Source organism: Saccharophagus sp. K07 (assembly GCF_014336955.1).
Lineage (GTDB): Bacteria > Pseudomonadota > Gammaproteobacteria > Pseudomonadales > Cellvibrionaceae > UBA5868.
On the sequence record NZ_QRAI01000001.1, the window covers coordinates 1,395,467 to 1,410,237 of the forward strand.

Here is a 14,771-nt window from a genome sequence, read left to right on the forward strand (position 1 = left end):
CCAAATCTCTCTGGCTTGCGTATTAGCAGGTGGGGCTTACGCAGAGATGGATCACAGCAATCACGATTCAGGAGCCCACGAGATGGGTCAAGCTCAAGGTGGTAAAGCACCTGATAATGCACGTGATCCACATGCTTATTCAGGTGGTTTCACCCTGACAGAGGGGCCTTATGCACTACCCGGGCCCAGACAATTAAAACTGGCCGATGAACATCGTTTTTGGGCAATCATCGGTGATCGCCTGGAGTACCAGGAAAAATCCGAAAGTACTGTATTCGATTTACAGGCGTGGTATGGGACCACCTATAACCGCTTGGTTGTAAAAACCGAGGGGGATATTTTGAATGGCACTCTGGAAGAGAGTTCTAATGATGTACTTTGGAGTCGCGCTTTTAATGCGTATTTCGATACTCAGCTAGGCGCACGGGTGGATAACTATGACGAAGGCGAAGACCGCCAGTGGCTCGCTCTTGGTTTTCAAGGGCTGGCCCCCTACTGGTTTGAGGTCGATGTCACGGCTTATCTCGGTGACGATGGAAGAACAGCTTTATCTGCAGAAGCGGAGTACGAACTCTTGTTCACTCAACGATTGATACTGCAGCCCAGAATGGAAATAAATTTGCTTGGCAAAGATGATCCTGCAAACGGACTCGGTTCAGGACTAACAAATATGTCAGCAGGCTTACGCCTTCGCTACGAATTTAGCCGTCAATTTGCGCCTTACATTGGTGTTGAATGGACAGGCGCCTTTGGCGACACTGCAGATTATTTACAAGCGCAAGGCGAAGATAAATCAACCACACAAGTTTTGGCGGGGTTGAAGTTTTGGTTTTAATGAAATCAAAACAGTCATCACTCTGAAGAGTGTAGCGTTAGAAAAGGTTTAATGTATGCGTAATATTCTGTTGTTCACCACAATTCTAATACTGGGTGCATGCTCTGATAATTCTGCCGATGGCACGTCCGGGTCGGCACTATTAACTAACGAAGATGAAACGTCGTCCCTCGCACTAACCGTTTACAAAACACCAACATGCGGTTGTTGTGGCGCTTGGGTTGATCACATGGAAAACGCTGGATTTTCAACAACGGTACATGACCAAGAAAATTTGAACCCCATCAAGGATAAACACAAAATTGCACCCGCTAATCAATCCTGCCATACCGGCATCATAGATGGTTATGTGTTCGAAGGGCATATCCCTGCGCACATAGTTAAGAGATTTTTGAAAGAACAACCAGAAGACACCATTGGTTTAACTGTTCCGGGTATGCCCTTGGGCAGTCCCGGCATGGAACTGAACGATCGATTTCATGCATACGATGTGCTTCTGATGAAAACAGATGGCAGCACAAGCGTTTATATGCACATCGCCAAGCCAGAAGACAATAAAGGCAGCTAGCTTTGGCCTTACTTCCGACATATCCCCCGTTTTAGAGGAACAATATTATGAAAATGAAACTTACCCCACCGATCTTGCTTATAACTTTGTTTACGACGGCCATGAGTGCTCAAGCTCACGATCCCAAAGAACATATGAAAGACGCCGAAAAGCCGGATTGTTCCGCGATGAAAGATATGGATCACAGCAATATGGATATGGACGACCCGGTCATGCAAGCCATGATGAAAAAATGCATGAAAGAAATGCATCATGGCAAAGACAAAAGCGAATCCGATTCAGACCATGCGCACGACGACAATAACAACGAGGACGAGCACACCGAGCATCAACATTAAATGAGAGGGCACCATGCTATCGATCTCAGCGTTTTTTAAGAGCTTATTGCTCATTGTGATTACAGCCATCCTTGGCGGAGGGCTGTTTATCTATTCGGGGCTTTATCCGATTGGAGCTGATTCACAGCATCATCCCATTACCTATTGGTTGTTGGAAACGCTACGTGAAAGAGCCATCGCTCGCGCTGCAAAGGATATTAAAATCCCAGCAGACCTGGAATCTTCTGACCGGCTATTGGCTGGTGGAGCGGATTACAATGACATGTGCACGAGCTGCCACTTGAAACCGGGTAAAACAGAAAGTGATTTTACCGTCGGTTTATACCCCTCTCCTCCCAATCTGAGCGTCTCTGCCGAGGCGCATAAGCATAGCCACGACACTCGATCCACCGGAGACGAAACTATCAAGAGACAATTCTGGATCATAAAACATGGCATAAAAGCGTCCGGCATGCCCGCTTGGGGACCCAGCCACAGTGATGACCGTATTTGGAATATGGTGGCGTTTTTACAACGTCTCCCAAGTTTGTCGAAGGATCAATATCAAATATTGACAGCCAGAGGTGATAAGGAAGAATCCCATTAATTAAACCTCTGTTAACGTCACTTTAACCGGTCCACTTGTAAATATTTCACATTTTTCCTTCGAAAATCAATCAAACACCTTCGATTCTTATAAATTTTAAACGATCAAAATCGGCATATTATTCGCACGCAAATTATCAAAAAAATTTAATACGAGGAGAAAATTTTGAGCAAAACCGCAACACTCTATAGAATGCATATTGATGAACACATCTGCCCTTATGGCCTTAAGTCGCGCGATCTACTCAAGCGGCAAGGATACGAGGTCAAAGACCATCGCCTCACCTCACGAGATGAAACAGATGCCTTCAAGCAAAAGCACGGCGTAAAAACCACACCGCAAACGTTCATTGACGAAAAACGAATTGGCGGTTATGACGAGCTCAAAAAATTCTTCGGTAAAGCGGTATCTGATAGCGAAGAGACAACTTATGTACCAGTCATCACCATCTTCAGCGTGACATTTTTATTGGCATTGGCCTTAAGTTGGAGTCATTTTCAAGGTATTGAAATACTGTATATCGCTGAGACATTCATCGCGTTAAGCATGTGTGCTTTGGCCATTCAAAAACTTCGTGATTTGAGCGCTTTTTCCCTTCAATTTATTACCTACGATTTACTGGCGATGAGATATGTGCCCTATGCCTACATTTATGCATTTACAGAAGCTTTTGCAGGTATAGGTATGTTAACCGGGGCGGCGTCGTGGTTGTTCGCTTTACCCGCTTTATTTATCGGTACGATTGGCGCTATTTCTGTTTTTAAAGCCGTTTACATCGATAAACGAGAACTAAAATGTGCTTGTGTGGGCGGAAATAGTAACGTTCCGCTAGGCTTCATATCACTGACAGAAAATCTGATGATGGTCGCCATGGGCACCTGGATGCTATTTAAGTAACCGAAAAATAATACGCAAAAATACCTGTTTATAATCCCGGAGAATACTATGTCACATTACGTTAGATTTGGACTGATGATTGCCACGTCGATCGTGGTTATGTTTTGTTTAAAATACTTAAGCACCTACGAGATGAGTCACGTATTTTACAGTGAAACACGCACGTATATGGCATTGATGATGGGTGCGGCGATGGCGGTCATTATGCTGAGCTTTATGTTGTCTATGCACAAAAATAAAGGTCTCAACGCTGGTATTTATCTGGGTAGTGCAGTGGTATTTATTGCCGCTCTTTTTCTAGGGAAGCTCTGATTAAGTTCAAATTTTTTCACTCATATTTTTTGAATAATTCTCAATTTCATTCATGGCGGAAAAGGCATGATTTTTCCCGTTTTTCCTACTTGTTTTGCCTTAAATCTGGCCAATTGCCAGATTTAAGGCGCACTGACCCTAGGTCAGCAAGAATTTCTTGCAGGTAAGCAGGTTTGCAAAACCCGCTAAAACATAAAGCCGGTTGGTATTTTTGGCGAGTCCCCGGTAACGCACTTTGGCATAGCCAAACTGCTGTTTGATCTTTAAAAATACGTGCTCTACTTTCGCTCGCACTTGGGCCTTGGCTTTTTCTGCCCGTGCGGCAATTCCTCTTAATGTTTTGCGAACACCGGGACGCTGACTAATTAGCCAATCCACTTCCACATCTTTTAGCTCGGGTCTTTTTTCTGCGCCGCGATATCCCGCGTCGCCCCAAACGGTACCCTCTTCGCCGTGCAGCAGTTCCGACAATTGCGTTATATCGTGCTCATTGGCAGACGTGGTAGTTAGCGTATGAACAACACCCAAAGTATCATCCACGCCAACATGCATTTTCATCCCAAAATGCCATTCGTTGCCTTTCTTGGTTTGATGCATTTCGGGATCACGCTCACCATTTTCATTTTTGGTCGAGGTGGGCGCTTCGATAATAGTGGCATCAACAATACTACCTTCTTTCAGTATTAATCCCTGTTTGTCGAGATGGCGGTTCACTTCTTTAAAAAGGGCTTCGCCTAAATTGTAGCGCTCTAACAAATGGCGGAATTTCAAAATAGTGGTTTCGTCCGGTATGGAACCGCTCAAGCTCAAGCCTGCGAATCTGCGCATGGATTCGATCTCGTACAGTGAATCCTCCATAGCTGGGTCGCTGAGATTGTAAAACAGCTGCATGCAGTGAACTCGCAGCATGACATTTAACGGGTAGGGATGGCGCCCTTGGCCATTTTTGGGGTAATGCCGCTGGATCTTGCGCTCCAATTGCTTCCAGGGAATCAGCGTATCCATTTGTTCGAGAAACTTTTCCCGCCGGGTTTTGCGCTTCTTTGCGTTATATTCGGCTTCGGCAAAAGTGAGCTGATTCATAATCGATTACCCTAAGAGTTGAGCTGTGCTAATTATGCCAAATTTTTGGACTTAACCAGAGGCTCCCTAGATGTGCTACGTAAAAAGACCACTCAATAGAATTTATTTTAGGCTTTGAGAATCTCTCGCTTCTTTTGGTGTCATGCCGAATTTTTTCTTAAACGCCCTATTGAACCAAGACAAGTTATTGAACCCTATGTCGTAAGCGAGAGCACTGATGTTTGTGTAAAAGGAATTTGGAGATTTTAATTGCCGGTAAACGTAGTCCAATCTGGCTTCATTCACCAAATCACTAAATGTCGATCCTGATTGCTGAAATAATGATCGAGCATATTGGGGCGAAATTCCTGAGCGTTTTGCTACCGTAACTATAGAGAGTTCAGGATCTTTAATATTTTGCAGAATATCGCGCTTGATTTCTTTAAGCCGAAGCGCTCCTATAGTGGAATGCCGTATGTCCCTTGGGTCATTGCCAAACCCAGTCAACATCAAAGTAAATAAATCCAGAATTTGCTTTGATGCCACCCTGCTAAGTTCATCGGAAATATTTACTTCATTAACCAATAGGTGGACATAACCCATCATTAAGCGTAGTTCTGCTGTTTGAGCGCCTGATACGTTATCTAGTATCGAACTGGAAAAATCGATTCTGCTATCACCTAGCAGAGCTCTTGGAATATTGATCGCTGCAAAAGAAGTCGCTTCTGTAGCAGAAATGGTGTGTACGGATTCGCTTCCGACGAGAACGGCGTCACCAGGATTGAAAATTCGTTCTCCTCCAGGTGATTTAATCGCTGCTGTTCCACTGAGCGAGACCAGCAAAGAGATATTGTCCTGTGTTTCCTTGGCGACGTGAGCTTTCGTCCGGTCTGCTGTATGCCCAGATCCTGTTACTTCTAGAACTGACACCGCTCCGAGTAACTGGTCACGCAATTCAACGAACGAATTCATATCGTCAGCAGGGTAAATATCGAGGTTAGCGATTGAGGCATACACGTCTTGAAACACTTTTTTTCTTTCTGAGACAGGAAAATCAATAGAGCTAAATCCGAACGCTGTCATAGACTAGTCCCCTTAGAAGAAATGAGCTGATGTGTTTCTATCACATCAGAATCTCCTTAGAGTTTCTTTAGGTGCCAATAAATGCCAGTAGGCGTCCGGTCTTGATCAGCAGATTAAAAAATATGACACCAAAATCTTTCTGCTTTCTATCGATGGAGGTAATCAGGCCGATATGCCTGAGCTGACATCCCTGCTCTTTGCAGTGTTTCGTTGGGTATTCGTTCTGTGGTATGGATAATTCGGCCCGAATCTGAAAAGTGAAAATTTTTCGTAAATATGAGTTGCACAATTTGCTGCAGAAATTATGCGAAAAATTAGATTCTCTTCCGAAGATTATGGTGATGATGTGTGGTTCAGCCAAATGCGCCTCGAATCCAGTTCACAGGCGGAGAACAACCCTGCCCCTCCTGATTGAGGCCCATTTGAGTTATACCTACATTTGCATAATGGAATTTGGCGACCCTAGATTGGACAACTTACAGCAGGAACTCGGCCGGTTTTGCTCAAAAGAAACTCGGAATCAATAAATGACCCCGGTTGACTGCATGGAAATCAAAAAACTATTTCAATGTTTTAAATAGCGATTATTTTTTTGATTGTTGGTCGGTTCGACTCAATGCGCCACATAAACCTTCTATATCCGCGCGTACAACTGCGCGTTCGTCGAGTTTCTTGCGCGCGGCTTCAGGTAAATCGGTGTATTGGATAACACCGCGCTCGACCAGGACGATTACCACATCTTCCAGAACTCTGACCAACTCCCGATCTGAATCGTGTAAGCGATCCAGGCGCGCTTTCACTTCTTCTTTAAGCGCAAGCCAATTGTGCAACTCCTCGCTTTCAACGGCCAGAACGCCATTCATCCCCTCAAAAGGTGCATGTTCCACCCGCAGTAAGCGTCCTTGATCATCTCGTTGTACGTACACCATAGGTTCTTCTGAGCCTCGCCCGCGATCGGAACCACCTGAAAAGAATGATGCGACCTTTCTTCCGATCCTGGAGCCAACATTCCAAGGCCGCATCGACGGCCACATCAACGTATTCATTGGCGATGCTACAACGTTTTGATCTGTACGAATACACGGCGATTGCAAACCGTCGCGCTGCGCGTTATCGCACAATTCCAATTTTGACATGTCTGCGTTGAAGGGACGCATGACTCTAAAACCTCTTGATAAACAGATAAAAGGCGAAGGTATGCCGGGCACAGCTCATAAATGAAGGCAAAAAATGCCGTATCAAGCAAGCAAACTGACAACGGCAAAGCGTGTGAGATTCGCTTGGGCGACAATGGTTTGTGAGATGCTGGCGTAATGGGATTGTTTACGTGCCTGAGGATTAAAGACGGTGCTGGCAAAATTAAGAGCCCACTCTTTTTCATCGAGATTCTCTTGGCGCGCAAGAAACTCCCGGACATCTTCTTGACGTTGGCTCAGCTGCTCACGCAATGCCGTTATCCTGTCGAGAGACGCCACCACCGAATTGAGTAGCTGACGCAACTCCTCGATTGAGTCCTGCTGCAGGTTGCTCGTGAAGCCCAACAGACCGTCTTCGATAGTCCTAACTGGCGTGTAAACACCTTTGGCAAACAGTTGCCCTTCGCCCTGAACCCGTAACTGTTCTTTGATTTTTCGCCAGTCTTGTTCGGGCGCGGTAAATTTCAGGGCACCCTCGCTGTCCAGCTCTGCGCGAATACCCGCCTGCCCCAAGCTGCTGTTGAAACGGCGCAGGATCTGCTCCTCGCTCATGCCCTCTTCCAATACCACAGCCAGGGGTTCGGGAAACGCGTTTCCGGCACTGAATACCAAGGTCTCAGCGCCCTTGGCCTGCAGTACTTTGATGGATTCAAGGCCTTGAATGCTGAAGCGGGTGCGCAACGGCTCGTTCAGGCGCAGTTTGAGCGTTGCGTCGAGCGAGTTACCCGATAATTTGCTGCGCTGTTCCAGCAAGGTGTTGAGCTTTTGCAGCGACTGCTGAATGTTGCTGCGCTCGTTGGCGGTTTGTGGCGAACTCAGCTGGCGGCTGAGATTCAACTTGAGCGCAGCCAATTGGTTGCTCAGTTCGCTGAGATAATGCTCTGCCGACTGCATCGACGACAGTTGCTGATTCAGCTGGAGGTTGAAACTCGATTCACGCCGCGGCACTCGCTCGGGTGCGCGTGCCTCGGCTGGATTGGTTTCGGCCGGGCGCGGCCTGACTGCCGTCTCGGGCAAGGGCGTTTGCGGACGGTGGTGAGGGTCAAGAGCTGTGGTAACAGGTAATTGCTTATCTATTTTCATAGCATTCGTATCTGATAAAACAACTATCGTTACAAAGCTTGTTACAGCGATTCTTCATGCTTACAACAGACTGAACAGCGACAGCTGGTTGATCTTTAAATAAGTCTTTTGTGTGGCCTGTAATGCCAACTGATAATTCTGCAAATCGATCGTTGCACCGGCGTAATCGAGGCTGGACAGCTCGCCTTCAATTTTCTGATTGACCAGTGATACATCATCGTTGCTGTTCATCAGCAAGGCGAGGCTGTTCTGGCGTCCGCCGAGTTCAGTAATGGTTGCCAATAAACTGCCGTGAGTCGTGTCCAGTTGATCGATGGTAGCGAGAATATCGGCGCGAACTGCGTTCATATCCAGCGTAGGATCTTTGAATTGAGCAATCAGGTTGTGCAGAGAATTCAGCATATCCATGTTAGGGCCAAACACCGATCGCGCGGTCACGTTTTCATCGACCAGTACGCCGTTTGCCACGGCTGCTTGACGGTGTTTATCGTTGCCTTCCACAGTATAGGTCTGCGTTGCCTCATCAAAACTGACTGCCGGCACATCGCTTAAAGTGCCGGAGAACAAATAGCGCCCTTCTTCGTCACGCACATTGGCAAAGCTGAAAATCGTCTGTTCGATGATTTCCAACTCCCCCGCCATCGCGGCCAGACCTTCATTGGTGTTAGAACCGTTAGCCGCCCACAACAACAAATCGCGCACATTGAGCATAGCGTCAGAGGTGGCTTTGAGATTCACTTCCTGGGTCGACAGACTGCTAGAGACGTTGGCGATGTTCTTGCGATATTGCTCCAGACTGGCCTCTTCCCTTTGAATTCGTAGTACGCGAACGGCGGAGATAGGATCGTCAGACGGCAAAAGCATGCGTTTATTGGTTGCCAGCTGCTGCATCAACTTGGCGAGTTCCGCCGAACTGCCATTCATGGAGTTGTGCATCATGGCGGTAATTTGTGCGTTGGTAATCCGCATGTTTGCCTCAATCAATAAAAAATCGTAACGCCAGGCCTAAGCCAGCATCAAAACGCCGCAAGCATGTCGTCGAACAGGCGATTGGCCGTGGTAATCACTTTCATATTGGCTTGATACGCCTGCTGATAATTCATCAGGTTGACGCCCTCTTCATCCAGATTGACCGCACTGACCGAGTCCCGCTGCGCCTGAGCGGTTTGGGTCACGGTGGTAGATGATTTCAGGTCAGACTGGTTCTGGCGGCTGGTGCTGGCGATTTCGCCCAACAGGCCGGCATAGGCATCATTCAGGGTGAACTGGCTGCCGCCAACGTTAATGGTGCGGTTTTTGAGCTCCAGCAAACCAAGCAAGACTTCGTTGTTACCGCTTTCACCTGCTGCTGAAGAGAAAGCCAGCTCTTCCGGCGTCAGACCATTGACCTTCAATATTTCCGAGGTGCTGGCGGCGTTGTAGATCAGCAATGGTTGACCTGGATTGCCATTCAAATCAAAACCGGTCGCGAGTACATCGTTAACCATCTGCGCCAGCGCGCTAGCCATGTCATGTAAGTCGCTCTGGATCGGCCGCAAGGTACCGTACTCAGCTTTGTACAACCCGCCAAAGGCGCCGCCGAAGCTGTCCTGCTGCAGGGGAAAGCTCGAACCAGCAAAGGACAAAGCCACTTCCTGCTCACCATTGGCGTTGCCGTTAATCTGCAACTGACCGGCGGTGTTGCCTGCTACCAGCGGTTGGCCATTTGCCAAAGCCACGCTGATGGAACCATCTGCCATCTCGCGGATACGCAGGGACGCATATTGGCTCAGGCTGCCAACCAGGGATTCACGATGATCGCGCAACGCCGAGGTATCACTCTTAACTGATTCAGCCGCAATAATCTTTTCATTCAACAACGCGATGTTGCTGGTCAGGCCATTGATTTCGGTGACCATGGCGGTGCGCTGTTCTTGCAATGCTTGAATCTGCAGGTCGACATTGGTGTTGAGACCGTTAAAGCGTTGGCTCAGGTTGCTGGCTTCGCTGATGATCTGTTGCCGCAGCGCGATCGAACCGGGCGTTGCGCTGGCCTCGCTTAAGGCGGCAAAAAAACGATCAAGCCCGACGCTGATGCTCGAACCTTCCCCGGCCATCAAACCTTCGATAGCGGTGTAATACTGCTGCGAGCTGCTGTAATAGTTCTGCTCGGTGGTCGCGCGCCATAGCTGCTGATTCTGGAAATCATCGGATAAACGACGAATACTCGTTATTTCCACCCCGCCACCGATGCTCAGACCACCCTGCCCACCCAGTGATGCCATGACCGGACTCAAGCGGCTGAATCCCGGTGTGTTCACGTTGGCGATGTTCTGCCCGGTAGTAGCAAGGGCCACTTGCGCTGCGCGGACGCCGCTATAGGCGATTTGGTTGAGAATGCTCATTACTAGGTCTCTTTACGCTCAATCCGAACTAACTGGGCAAATGCTGCAGAGCGGGATTGATGGGTGCCTTCGGCAACAAAATGGGTGGCTTTCTGAGTTAAGGCGACAGTTTCCGGCGTCGGCTTAAATCCCTCTGCAGAAAATGTCACGTCGGCTTTAGGCACATCAGTTTTGAGAACTGCAGATATTGGTGCCGAAGCGCCGTTCAAGTCGCGCAGTATTTTGGTGGCGTAATCACGGGTTTCGGCAAAAGGAATGCGCTCCACCCAGTTGGTCCGAGTGATTTCCCCGCGGCGCGGATCGCCATGGCGCTGCAGCCATTCGTCTACCCTACCCGGGCCGGCGTTATAGGCACAAACCGCCAGCGCCTCATCGCCATCGTAGCGCTCGAGCATTTTTTTCAGGTAAGCGCTGCCCAGGAGTTTGTTGTAGTCGCCGTCGCTGATCAGGCGTGCCTGATCGAATTGAATGCCAAGCTCTGCCGCCATGTCGCGCGCGGTATCCGGCATGAGTTGCATAAGACCGAGCGCGCCTTTGGGCGAGACGGCATCCACGCGCCCGGCGGATTCATGACGAATAACGCTGTCGACCAGCTGGCTGAAACTTGCTGCGCCGGAACGCCATGCGCTACCCAGATTCTCGACCCCACGCTTCCAGGCACCGCGCAAGGGATCCAGCAGGCTCGCAGAACGCGAAGGCAAATCGGCGCTGCGCGCAGCTACACCGGCTTGTTCGATACTGGTGCTTTGGCCGGCATTGCCAGATAGCTGTTTGACCAGCAACTCCGCGATACCGATTTGTTTTTTACTGGCCAGGGTCTCTGCCAGTACGCCATCGTAGAAATCGCGCATGCTGTCCAACTCGCGACTGCGCATAGGACTATCAGTCGACAGAGCATCGCTGGCTTTGCGCATTTGCTTGAGAACCTGCTGAAGAAAAAGCGCCTCAAACTGTTCGGCCGCCATTTCCAGCTGACTGTTAGGATTAGTGGAAGCAGCGCCGCTGATGCCCTCTCCGGGTGTGCGGCGATTCAGATACTGTGGAAGGGACACAATACTCATAGGATCTGGGCCTGCAGGTTAAATAACAATCAGCTCGGCGTTGAGTGCGCCAGCTTGTTCCAGTGCTTGAAGAATGCTCATGACATCGCTCGGGGTAGCACCGAGGCTATTCACGGTATTGATAATGCTTTCCAGGCTGGCGCCTTGCGGCCACTCGAACATGGGCTTGGCTTCTTCCGAAACAGCGATATCAGAGCGTGGAACAACAGCTGTTTGACCGTCCGAAAAAGGGCCGGGCTGGCTGACTTGCAGCGTTTCGTTGATGGTAACGGTCAAGCTGCCGTGACTGACGGCAGCTGCTTTCACCCAAACGCCATCGCTGATCACCACCGTGCCAGTGCGGCTGTTGAACACCACTTTGGGACGGGTGCGTCCGAGCTCAACATCAATGTCCTCGAGCATTGCCATAAAACGGATGCGTTGATTGCTGTCCGAGGGTGCGCGCAGGGAAACTTTGGTGGCGTTCAAGGCGGTCGCCGTGCCTGCACCAAACTGTGCATTTACCGCTTCAACCACGCGGGTCGCGGTTTGAAAACTGGGTTTACGGATATTCAGCATCACGTCCTCGCGCTCGCTGAAGTCGGTGGGAATCATCCGTTCGATAGTCGCGCCGTTAGGAATTCTGCCGGTGTTGGCGGTGTTGATGGTCACGCTCGAACCGCTATTGCCACTCGCATTCAGCCCTCCCACCACTAAGGCGCCTTGCGCCAGGGCATAGACCTCGCCGTCGACGCCGGTTAAAGGTGTCATCAACAGCTGACCGCCGCGCAGGCTTTTGGCATCGCCGAGTGAAGACACTGTGACATCGATGGTCTGACCGGGGCTGTAAGAAGGCGGAATGCTGGCCGTCACCATAACCGCCGCGACATTCTTTAATTTGGGATCGATATTCGCCGGCAGGTTAATACCGAATTGCTGGATCATGTTGGTAACGGACTGGCTGGTAAATTTAACTTGGCTTTTATCGCCACTACCGTCCAACCCGACCACCAGACCATAACCAATCAACTGGTTGTGACGAATGCCTTCGATATCCACCAGGTCCATCATTGGCACCGCCTGCGCCGACCAATGGCACAGGAGCAGACAACCGGTGAGCAAAAGTTTCAGTGAATGCGACATAGGTTACTCAGCACTTAAAAAGAGGTCCGGCGTTAAAAAGGAAATAACGGATGCGTGAAAAAGCGCGTCAGCCAACCGGCTGAATTGCTGTCGTTAAGCACGCCGCGACCGGCGTAAGAGATTTGCGCGTTAGCCACATTTTGTGAGGACACCTGATTGTTGCGATTGATGTCTTGCACGCGCACCAGACCGGTCAGGCGAATATATTCATCGCCCTGATTCAGCTGCAGTTTCTTTTCACCTTTAACCAACAAAGTGCCGTTGGGCATTACTTTATGAACCGTCACCGCAATGGCGCCGCGCAAGGTGTTTTGCTGCGAGCTTTTGGCGGAGCCGTTAAAGTTGCGATCCGCCGCCAGCGCGGTTTCGACATCGGGCACGGCGTCGCCGAATAATGTGGGAATGCCCACGCTCGCACCCGAGGATTTGCCGAAACTTGTGCCTGCGCTCTTGCTCGACTGGGTAGATTCATCGAGCACTATGGTGAGGATATCCCCTACTCTGAGTGCACGATTGTCTTGAATCAGCGAGCCGCTGTAACCGGCGCGAAACAAGCCGCCGCTGGTGGTCGGTGGCAGGGAGTAGTCGAGTTCCGGCGGCTGGTATTCCGCCGCGTCATCGCCGGGAAGAACCGCAGCCAAGCTCTGGCAACCACTCACCAGCACCAAAGCAAAGAGCAAAAGTAAGATACGCATAGAACCGGCTCAGACAGTCTGATTAAGGAACTGCTTCATGCTAGAAGCGGCGTCCAATACTTTGGCGTTAGCTTCGTATGCGCGCTGAATGGAAATCATCGATACCATCGCTTCAACCACTTGCACGTTGGAACCTTCAAGCACGCCTTGTTTGATCTGGCCCAGGCCGTTTTCACCGGGGATGCCTTCGACTGGCTCACCGCTGGCAACGGTTTCGCGATACAGATTGCCACCTAGTGCTTCGAGGCCAGCCGGGTTAACAAAATTCACCAGGGTAATCTGCCCCAGCTCAACCGGTGTTGTTTCGCCCGGCAATAAGGCGGTCACAATGCCGTCGCTGCCTACGGTGAAACGGCTTGCGCCTTGCGGAACTTCAATCGCAGGCGTCAAGGGTAAGCCCTGGGCATTGACCAGCATGCCTTCGGCATTGACTTGTAACTGGCCACTTTCGGTATAGAAAATCTCGCCCGATGGTGCTTCAACCTGAAAAAAGCCGCTGCCGATAATCGCCAGATCCATCGGCTGACCAGTGGTTTGGATATTGCCTTCCGTAAATACCTTTTGCGTGCCGGCAACGCGCACGCCACTGCCCAATTGAATGCCTGAAGGCACGGTATTGATTTGATCCGCCTGCGCGCCTGGCTGGCGTTCAATGGCATAGAACAGATCTTCAAACACCACTCGGTCGCTTTTAAAACCGGTGGTATTCACGTTCGCCAGATTATTCGCCACGGTTGCCATGGCTTTATCCTGGGCGATCAGGCCCGTTTTGCTGACCCACAATGCTGAACTCATGCTATGTCTCCGACGGGCGCTTAGCCGCCACGAATTATGCGGTTACCTGCCTCAGATAAACTCTCGGCAGCTTTCATCATTTTTACCTGGGTTTCGAATAGACGATTGAGGCTCATGGTCGCCATCAGCTGATCGATGGAAGAGACGTTACTGCCTTCCAAATGCCGGGGAACCAGCGTCACGTCTTCATTGACCGGCGCTTCCTGGCCATCGATAGGAATTAGTAAACCGGTCGCAGTTTTGGTGAGCTCGCTAGCGTCTATATCAACCAGCTTGATGCGCTCGATCTCGGTCATCAGAATTTCGCCGCGTGGCTTTACGGACACCACGCCGTCACTGCCGATGTGCACACTGTCGAATTCGGGCAGCACAATCGGACCGTTCTGGCCAATGACCGCACGGCCATTGATGGTGAGACGCAAATCCGCGTCGATCTGCATACTGCCGTGACGGGTGTAGGCTTCGCCGTCGCCATTTTCTACTGCAATCAATCCGCGCCCCTGAATGGCGATATCCAGATCACGCCCGGTCGCCATCAACGGCCCCTGCTCCAGGCTCACGCCGTTGTTCTGTACCAGCGCCATATGGCGGCTGTCATAACCGTAGCCTTCCACCGCTTTTGCGGTAGCCTGCTCCAGATCAGCACGAAAACCGGGGGTATTGACGTTGGCCAGGTTATTCGCACGCACCTGCAGCGATGACATGGTGCGGCTGGCTGCGGTCATTGCGATGTATCCCAAACGATCCATTGCTC

Annotated in this window: 17 protein-coding genes; 6 read left to right on the forward strand and 11 right to left on the reverse strand. The window is 50.1% G+C overall.

The features are described from left to right. Positions 1-46: 46 nt before the first annotated feature. The 6 genes from DWB84_RS06025 to DWB84_RS06050 all read left to right on the forward strand — a co-directional run bounded on the left by DWB84_RS06025 (position 47) and on the right by DWB84_RS06050 (position 3,536). On the forward strand, positions 47-835 hold the full coding sequence (locus tag DWB84_RS06025) for a copper resistance protein B (RefSeq protein ID WP_255428885.1): 789 nt from the start codon (positions 47-49) through the stop codon (positions 833-835). Between the two features lie 55 nt (positions 836-890). After that, the gene (locus tag DWB84_RS06030) at positions 891-1,403 is read left to right on the forward strand and encodes a DUF411 domain-containing protein (protein ID WP_187408803.1); all 513 of its coding nucleotides are present in this window, start codon (positions 891-893) and stop codon (positions 1,401-1,403) included. Positions 1,404-1,450: 47 nt separating this feature from the next. Continuing rightward, positions 1,451-1,741 (forward strand): hypothetical protein, encoded by a 291-nt coding sequence (locus DWB84_RS06035; RefSeq protein WP_187408804.1) that lies wholly within the window; start codon positions 1,451-1,453, stop codon positions 1,739-1,741. Between the two features lie 13 nt (positions 1,742-1,754). Continuing rightward, positions 1,755-2,327 carry a cytochrome c gene (locus tag DWB84_RS06040; protein ID WP_187408805.1) on the forward strand — a complete coding sequence of 191 codons (573 nt, stop codon included), beginning with the start codon at positions 1,755-1,757 and terminating at the stop codon, positions 2,325-2,327. Between the two features lie 192 nt (positions 2,328-2,519). After that, positions 2,520-3,224, forward strand: coding sequence for a MauE/DoxX family redox-associated membrane protein (locus tag DWB84_RS06045; RefSeq protein WP_222868066.1), 705 nt, complete (start codon positions 2,520-2,522; stop codon positions 3,222-3,224). A 48-nt stretch (positions 3,225-3,272) separates the two neighbouring features. Beyond that, on the forward strand, positions 3,273-3,536 hold the full coding sequence (locus DWB84_RS06050; RefSeq protein ID WP_255428845.1) for a hypothetical protein: 264 nt from the start codon (positions 3,273-3,275) through the stop codon (positions 3,534-3,536). 138 nt (positions 3,537-3,674) lie between these two features. Here DWB84_RS06050 and DWB84_RS06055 read toward each other — a convergent pair whose 3' ends face one another. From DWB84_RS06055 to DWB84_RS06105, 11 genes are all read right to left on the reverse strand, one after another. Continuing rightward, the gene (locus DWB84_RS06055; protein WP_187408337.1) at positions 3,675-4,619 is read right to left on the reverse strand and encodes an IS5 family transposase; all 945 of its coding nucleotides are present in this window, start codon (positions 4,617-4,619) and stop codon (positions 3,675-3,677) included. A gap of 102 nt (positions 4,620-4,721) precedes the next feature. Beyond that, the gene (locus tag DWB84_RS06060) at positions 4,722-5,681 is read right to left on the reverse strand and encodes an AraC family transcriptional regulator (RefSeq protein ID WP_187408807.1); all 960 of its coding nucleotides are present in this window, start codon (positions 5,679-5,681) and stop codon (positions 4,722-4,724) included. 584 nt (positions 5,682-6,265) lie between these two features. After that, a complete protein-coding gene (locus DWB84_RS06065) occupies positions 6,266-6,610 on the reverse strand; it encodes a tryptophan synthase subunit beta (protein ID WP_187408808.1) in 345 nt (114 codons plus the stop codon). A 309-nt stretch (positions 6,611-6,919) separates the two neighbouring features. Continuing rightward, positions 6,920-7,960: a hypothetical protein gene (locus DWB84_RS06070; RefSeq protein ID WP_187408809.1), complete on the reverse strand. Its 1,041-nt coding sequence runs from the start codon at positions 7,958-7,960 to the stop codon at positions 6,920-6,922. Positions 7,961-8,020: 60 nt separating this feature from the next. Then, a complete protein-coding gene (flgL, locus tag DWB84_RS06075; protein WP_187408810.1) occupies positions 8,021-8,929 on the reverse strand; it encodes a flagellar hook-associated protein FlgL in 909 nt (302 codons plus the stop codon). A 47-nt stretch (positions 8,930-8,976) separates the two neighbouring features. Continuing rightward, complete coding sequence (flgK, locus tag DWB84_RS06080) at positions 8,977-10,344, reverse strand: flagellar hook-associated protein FlgK (protein WP_187408811.1); 1,368 nt, start codon at positions 10,342-10,344, stop codon at positions 8,977-8,979. 2 nt (positions 10,345-10,346) lie between these two features. Continuing rightward, positions 10,347-11,405, reverse strand: coding sequence for a lytic transglycosylase domain-containing protein (locus tag DWB84_RS06085; protein WP_187408812.1), 1,059 nt, complete (start codon positions 11,403-11,405; stop codon positions 10,347-10,349). Positions 11,406-11,423: 18 nt separating this feature from the next. Next, positions 11,424-12,527 carry a flagellar basal body P-ring protein FlgI gene (locus DWB84_RS06090; RefSeq protein WP_187408813.1) on the reverse strand — a complete coding sequence of 368 codons (1,104 nt, stop codon included), beginning with the start codon at positions 12,525-12,527 and terminating at the stop codon, positions 11,424-11,426. A gap of 32 nt (positions 12,528-12,559) precedes the next feature. Beyond that, positions 12,560-13,222: a flagellar basal body L-ring protein FlgH gene (flgH, locus tag DWB84_RS06095; protein WP_187408814.1), complete on the reverse strand. Its 663-nt coding sequence runs from the start codon at positions 13,220-13,222 to the stop codon at positions 12,560-12,562. Positions 13,223-13,231: 9 nt separating this feature from the next. Continuing rightward, positions 13,232-14,017 carry a flagellar basal-body rod protein FlgG gene (gene flgG, locus DWB84_RS06100; protein WP_187408815.1) on the reverse strand — a complete coding sequence of 262 codons (786 nt, stop codon included), beginning with the start codon at positions 14,015-14,017 and terminating at the stop codon, positions 13,232-13,234. A gap of 20 nt (positions 14,018-14,037) precedes the next feature. Continuing rightward, complete coding sequence (locus DWB84_RS06105; protein ID WP_187408816.1) at positions 14,038-14,766, reverse strand: flagellar basal body rod protein FlgF; 729 nt, start codon at positions 14,764-14,766, stop codon at positions 14,038-14,040. Between the last annotated feature and the right edge of the window lie 5 nt (positions 14,767-14,771).

What these genes read in the sequence shown, in the direction of transcription:
- DWB84_RS06025 (WP_255428885.1), top strand. Translation starts at nt 47, where the DNA reads ATGGATCACAGCAATCACGATTCAGGAGCCCACGAGATGGGTCAAGCT.
- DWB84_RS06030 (WP_187408803.1), top strand. Translation starts at nt 891, where the DNA reads ATGCGTAATATTCTGTTGTTCACCACAATTCTAATACTGGGTGCATGC.
- DWB84_RS06035 (WP_187408804.1), top strand. Translation starts at nt 1,451, where the DNA reads ATGAAAATGAAACTTACCCCACCGATCTTGCTTATAACTTTGTTTACG.
- DWB84_RS06040 (WP_187408805.1), top strand. Translation starts at nt 1,755, where the DNA reads ATGCTATCGATCTCAGCGTTTTTTAAGAGCTTATTGCTCATTGTGATT.
- DWB84_RS06045 (WP_222868066.1), top strand. Translation starts at nt 2,520, where the DNA reads ATGCATATTGATGAACACATCTGCCCTTATGGCCTTAAGTCGCGCGAT.
- DWB84_RS06050 (WP_255428845.1), top strand. Translation starts at nt 3,273, where the DNA reads ATGTCACATTACGTTAGATTTGGACTGATGATTGCCACGTCGATCGTG.
- DWB84_RS06055 (WP_187408337.1), bottom strand. Translation starts at nt 4,619, where the DNA reads ATGAATCAGCTCACTTTTGCCGAAGCCGAATATAACGCAAAGAAGCGC.
- DWB84_RS06060 (WP_187408807.1), bottom strand. Translation starts at nt 5,681, where the DNA reads ATGACAGCGTTCGGATTTAGCTCTATTGATTTTCCTGTCTCAGAAAGA.
- DWB84_RS06065 (WP_187408808.1), bottom strand. Translation starts at nt 6,610, where the DNA reads ATGGTGTACGTACAACGAGATGATCAAGGACGCTTACTGCGGGTGGAA.
- DWB84_RS06070 (WP_187408809.1), bottom strand. Translation starts at nt 7,960, where the DNA reads ATGAAAATAGATAAGCAATTACCTGTTACCACAGCTCTTGACCCTCAC.
- flgL (WP_187408810.1), bottom strand. Translation starts at nt 8,929, where the DNA reads ATGCGGATTACCAACGCACAAATTACCGCCATGATGCACAACTCCATG.
- flgK (WP_187408811.1), bottom strand. Translation starts at nt 10,344, where the DNA reads ATGAGCATTCTCAACCAAATCGCCTATAGCGGCGTCCGCGCAGCGCAA.
- DWB84_RS06085 (WP_187408812.1), bottom strand. Translation starts at nt 11,405, where the DNA reads ATGAGTATTGTGTCCCTTCCACAGTATCTGAATCGCCGCACACCCGGA.
- DWB84_RS06090 (WP_187408813.1), bottom strand. Translation starts at nt 12,527, where the DNA reads ATGTCGCATTCACTGAAACTTTTGCTCACCGGTTGTCTGCTCCTGTGC.
- flgH (WP_187408814.1), bottom strand. Translation starts at nt 13,222, where the DNA reads ATGCGTATCTTACTTTTGCTCTTTGCTTTGGTGCTGGTGAGTGGTTGC.
- flgG (WP_187408815.1), bottom strand. Translation starts at nt 14,017, where the DNA reads ATGAGTTCAGCATTGTGGGTCAGCAAAACGGGCCTGATCGCCCAGGAT.
- DWB84_RS06105 (WP_187408816.1), bottom strand. Translation starts at nt 14,766, where the DNA reads ATGGATCGTTTGGGATACATCGCAATGACCGCAGCCAGCCGCACCATG.